The organism is Mycobacterium sp. (assembly GCF_049673265.1).
Taxonomy (GTDB): domain Bacteria; phylum Actinomycetota; class Actinomycetes; order Mycobacteriales; family Mycobacteriaceae; genus Mycobacterium.
Window position 1 is genome coordinate 1 of record NZ_JBATXN010000244.1, and the last position, 5,602, is coordinate 5,602.

Annotated in this window: 2 protein-coding genes; both read right to left on the reverse strand. The window is 69.0% G+C overall.

Annotated features, from left to right (window positions below):
* Nucleotides 1-1,471: nitrite reductase large subunit NirB (gene nirB / locus WBF82_RS08675; protein WP_424382643.1), on the reverse strand; the 1,471-nt coding region annotated here is incomplete at its 3' end.
* A gap of 159 nt (nt 1,472-1,630) precedes the next feature.
* The gene (locus WBF82_RS08680; protein WP_424382642.1) at nt 1,631-5,602 is read right to left on the reverse strand and encodes a molybdopterin-dependent oxidoreductase; all 3,972 of its coding nucleotides are present in this window, start codon (nt 5,600-5,602) and stop codon (nt 1,631-1,633) included.

Sequence of the window (5,602 nt, forward strand, 5' to 3'; positions counted from 1 at the left end):
GGATAGCACTTGCCTGGACGATTTCGAACAGCTCGGCCCGCGACTGGGGGAAGTGTTCGCACAACGCTTTTGAGAGCTCGACGCCCTCGGCCGCCAGCAACTGGGAGAGCAGCGGCACGCAGGAGCCGCAGGAGGTGCCGGCTTTGGTGCAGCCCTTGAGGTCGCCGACGGTGCACGCACCGTCGGCGATCGCCGCACACAGCGCGCCCTTGGTGACGTCATTGCAGGAGCAGATCTGCGCGTCCGCGGGCAGCGCACCCACGCCGATCGCCGACGCGCCGCCGGAACCGGCCGGCGCGATCAGGCTGACCGGATCGCCAGGCAGCTTCGAGCCGACCAAAGGGCGCAGCACGCCGTAGCTGGATGCATCGCCGACCAGAATGCCGCCGAGCAGGGTTTGCACGTCGTCGGAGAGCACCAGCTTGGCGTAGGTACCGCCGATCGGATCGGAGACGACGACCTCAAGCGCGCCCGGCGTGGTGGCCAGCGCGTCGCCGAAGCTGGCGACGTCGACGCCTAGCAGCTTGAGTTTGGTGGACAGGTCGGCGCCCGGGAAATCGGCGTCGCCGCCGAGCAGCCGGTCGGCCACCACCTCGGCGGTTGTGTAGCCGGGTGCGACCAGGCCGTAGCAGCGGCCCTCGATCGCGGCGACCTCCCCGATCGCGTAGACGGCGGGATCACTTGTCGCGCAGGATAAGTCGCAGAGCACGCCGCCGCGCTCGCCGATGTCGAGGCCCGCCTCCCGGGCCAGCTCGTCGCGGGGGCGTACTCCGGCCGAGAACACCAGCAGCGCCGCGTCGATCACGTCGTCGTTGCTAAGGGTGACGCGAAGTCGGTCGTCGATCCGCTCGATAGCCGACGTTCCGGCGCCTACGGTGACGTCGATGTCCAGCGCGCGCACCGAGCGCATCAGGTGCTCGCCGCCCGCCTCGTCGACCTGCAGTGGCATCAGCCGCGGTGCGAACTCGACGACGTGCGGCCGAATTCCCATCAGCCGCAACGCGTTAGCGGCTTCCAGGCCGAGTAGTCCGCCACCGACGACGATGCCGACGGCCTTGGGGTCGCGGGCCAGTGCGGCCTCCGCGTCGACGCGGATAGCGTCCAGGTCGTCGAGCGTGCGATACACGTGGCAGCCGTCGCAGTCCTTGCCAGGTACCGGCGGCACGAACGGGTACGAACCGGTGGCCAGCACCAGCGCGTCGTAGTCAACCGTCGAGCCGTCGGCGACGCTGACCCGCTTGGCGTCCCGGTCGATTCCGGTGACTGGCTGGCCGAGTCGCAGGTCGACGAGATCGTCGCCGGCGTATCCGTTACCCGTGAGCGCCAGCAGCGAGCGGTCCCAGGCGCCCACGTAGGACGACAGGCCGACCCGGTCGTAGGCGGCGTCGGCCTCATCGCCCAGCACGACGATCCGCCAGGCACCTTCGGTGTCTCGCGCCCGCAGCGCCTCGACAAACCGGTGTCCCACCATGCCGTGACCGATGACCACCACTGTGCGTGTCCGCACGCGTTAACTCCTCTCAACTAACTGTCGGTACCGACGGTAGGCACCTGGTATTGCGACGCGCGTTGCGCCCGATTGCCGCGCGATCACGGCTTTCTCACGCCGGACTGGGCGAAACCGTGAGGATCAGTAGACGTCACGTACGTACCGCCCCTCGGCCGACATCGCTCGCAGATACGTGACCGCGCTCTTCGGACTTCGTCCGCCGTGCTCGGCGACGATCCCGCGCAGCGCCTCGTCGACGTCCCGCGCCATCCGGGAGGCATCGCCGCAGACATAGAGGTGTGCGCCGTCGGCGATCCACTTCCATAATTCAGCGGCGCTTTCGCGCATCCGGTCCTGGACATACAGCTTGTTGGCGCTGTCGCGGGAGAACGCGGTGTCCAGCCGGGTGAGCACCCCTGATCGCCGGAAGGCGTCCAGCTCGTCGCGGTAGTAGAACTCGGAGGCCTCGTGCCGCTCGCCGAAGAACAGCCAGTTGGCACCGGCATGGCCGCGCGCGGCACGATCGTGAAGGAAGCCGCGGAACGGCGCGATACCGGTTCCCGGTCCCACCATGATCACCGGTGTATCCGGGTCCTGCGGCGGCCGAAAGTGCTTGGTACGCTGGATGAATACGTCTATTTCAGCACCGACTACCAAGTTCGCCAGATATCCCGAGCAGACACCGTGCCGCACCGCGCCGTCGGTGGCGGCAGCGGTCGACTCGAAACGGACGACCGCTGGGGTCACATGCACACGGGTCGGGTCTTCCAGCGGGCTCGACGAGATCGAGTACAGCCGCGGTGTCAGCGGCCGCAGCACGCTCAACCATTCGTCCAGCTCTGCCTCGACGGGATGACTCGCCAAGAGGTCGAGGGCTTGGCGCCCGCGGGTCCAATCCGCGAAGTTCGCCGGATCCTCGATCACCGCCGCCAGGTCGTCGGCCGGCCGGCGCTCGTGCACGAAGCGGATCAGGTCAGGCGTGATTCGGGTGATGTCCATTCGCGCACATAATGATTCGGCCAGCGCCATCGTCTGGCCGCCGACGCTGACTTCCGCCGAGCCGTCCAGTCCAGTGCGCTCCAGGAACTCGATAACCACTTCCGGCCGGTTGTGCGGCCATACGCCGAGTGAGTCGCCCGGGCCATATTCGAGGGTGCCCTCCGGCAGATGGATGCCGATGTTGCGCACGTCTTTGTCGGAGCTTGCGCCGCAGAGGGTGACGTTGCTCGCGACGGTTGTGCGTAGCGGATTGGTTCTTGAATACGACGGTGCTGCAGCTGGTTTCGGTTCCGACAGGCTCTGCGCCGGCCCGGTCAGTGTGGTAATGACACGGTCGGTCCAGGCCGCAGCGGTGGCTTCGAAGTCCGGCTCGCACGATGCCCGGTCGACAATGCGGTGTGCACCCAGGTGGTCCAGCCGGGCGTCGAGCCTGCGGGCGAAGCCGCAGAAGTTGGTGTACGACGAGTCGCCGAACCCGAGCACGGAAAAGTCCACGGAGTCAACGTCGCCCGGTTCAGCGGCGGCCAGCGCGTGCCAGAGCGCGATGCCGTTGTCCGGCGGTTCCCCATCGCCGGTGGTGGACACCACGAACAGCACCGTCCCGTTCAGGTCGGACAGCGATATCTCGTCGGCGCCGCGAAGCCGCGCGGTGATGCCGGCATCGTTGAGCCGCTCGACGCATGTCGTGGCGAATTCCTCGGCCGTGCCGGTCTGCGACGCCCACACCACCGTTGCCGCCGGGCCGCCGACTTGGTCGGGCGCGTGGGCCGTCGATCCCGCTGTGCGGGAGAAGATCCCGGCCAGCACTCCGTCGACCCACGCCCGATTGGCGGGCGCGAGTGGCGTGGCCGTCGGCAGCGTCGGCATCTCATCGGTGGGTGGGTTCGCTCGGACACCGGCGACGAAGCCGGACAGGAACAACTGCTCGTCGGCGTTGAGCGTCGCCGGCGCCGGCAGCGGGCCCAGCGCAGCAGCGAGCGCGTCGACCGGCGCGGTGGCCTCCAGCGGCCTCGGTTGTGCTGTGGGAGCCTCGGTGTCGACGGCGGTGAGCGCGACCGCGCACACCTTGAACTCTGGCTGCAGCGACTCGGCGTCGACGGCATCGTTGGTCACCGCGTTGACCGCCACCTCCGGTGCGAACGCGTCGGCCCAGTGCATCGGGGCGAAGCAGACGCCCGGCCGCACGGCCTTGTCGATGACCGCCGGAAGCACCGCGCGGCCGCGGCGGGACCGGATCTCGACCCGATCGCCGTCGCGCACGCCGAGCCGGTCGGCGTCCTCGGGGTGCAGCTGCAGGAATGGTTCGGGGTTGAGCTTGTTGAGCTTGGCCACCTTTCCGGTCTTGGTCATGGTGTGCCATTGGTGTGCGAGCCGACCGGTGGTGAACACCAGAGGAAACTCGTCGTCGGGCAGCTCCGCTGCGGGGAGGTACGGCCGCGGCAAGAACCGGGCGCGACGGCTCGGTGTCGGGAAGGCCAGCGCCGGGACGCTGCCGTCCTCGGCGGTGTGCAGATCCTGGCTGACGCCGTCGTTGCGGTAGCGGATCGGGTTGCGGTCGGTGCAACCCGGCGCCGCGGGCCACTGCACCGGTGTGCGGCGCAGCCGCTGGTAGTCCACACCGCGCAGGTCCCAGCCGGTGCGCGGATTGTGGAAAGTGGCAAGTTCAGCGAAAATCTCTGCGGCGGAGTCGAACTCGAAGCCGCGATAACCCATGGCGGTGGCAACCCGGCAGATCAGCTGCCAGTCCGGCATGGCCTCGCCGGGCGGGGCCATCGCGGGGGCGCAATGGGTGAGCGTGCGCTCGCTGTTGACCATCACCCCGTCGGCCTCTGCCCACAGCGCGGCCGGCAGCACCACGTCGGCGTATTCGGCGGTCTCGACGCCGGCGAACGCATCCTGGACCACCACCAGCTCGGCGCGCTGCAGACCGGCGATCACCGAGGCTCGATTCGACACCGAGGCAACGGGATTGGTGCAGATGATCCAGGCCGCCCGGATCTCGCCATCGGCCATCCGCCGATACATGTCGATGGTGCCGGTACCGCCCTCGGCGCGGATCGTCCCGGGCTCGAGCCCCCAGCGGTCTTCGACGAACGCGCGGTCGGCGGCATCCAGGGCGGACCGCTGGCCGGGCAGGCCCGGGCCCATGTATCCCATTTCCCGGCCGCCCATCGCATTCGGCTGACCGGTCAGCGAGAACGGGCCCGCGCCCGGGCGGCAGATCGCTCCGGTCGCCAGGTGCAGGTTGCACAGCGCGTTGGTGTTCCAGGTGCCGTGGGTGGACTGGTTGAGGCCCATCGTCCACAGGCTCACCCAGCTCTTCGTGCCGCAGATCAGCTCCGCGACGGCGCGCAGATCCGCCTCGTCGATCCCGGTGATGGCGGCGACGAGATCCGCCGGATACTCGTCGAGCAGGGCGTTCAGCGGCTCCCAGCCCTCGGTGTAGGTGGCCACGAATTCGGTGTCGACGCCGCCCCCGTCGCGCACCAGGCGCAGCAGCCCGTTCAGCAGGGCCAGGTCGGTGCCCGGGCGCACCGGTAGGTGGTAGTCCGCCTTGGCCGCGGTGGCGGTCCGCCGCGGATCGACGACCACCAGCTTCGCGCCGTCGCGGACGCGGTCCATCATCCGCAGGTACAAGATCGGGTGGCAATCGGCCATGTTCGCGCCCAACACCAAAAACAGGTCGGCGGTGTCCAGGTCGTCATAGCTGCCGGGCGGGCCGTCGGCGCCCAGCGACTGCTTGTAGCCGGTGCCCGCGCTGGCCATGCACAGCCGCGAATTCGACTCGATCCACTGGGTCCGCAGGTAGCCCTTGGCGAGCTTGTTGGCCAGGTATTGCGCCTCGATGGACATCTGCCCCGACACGTACAGCGCGATCGCGTCGGGACCGTGCTGGTCGCGAATCGCCGACAGCCGGTCCGCGACCGTCTGGACAGCGGCGTCCACGCCGGTCGGCGCTGCGTCGGCGCTGCGCTCCGGACGGACCAGAGCCGTCGTGAGGCGGCCGGCAGCGCGCAGCATATCCGCGGTGGTGTTGCCCTTGGTGCAGAGTCGTCCCCGGTTGGCGGGGTGATTCGGTCGGCCGACGGCCTTGGTCACCACGCCGTCAGCCAC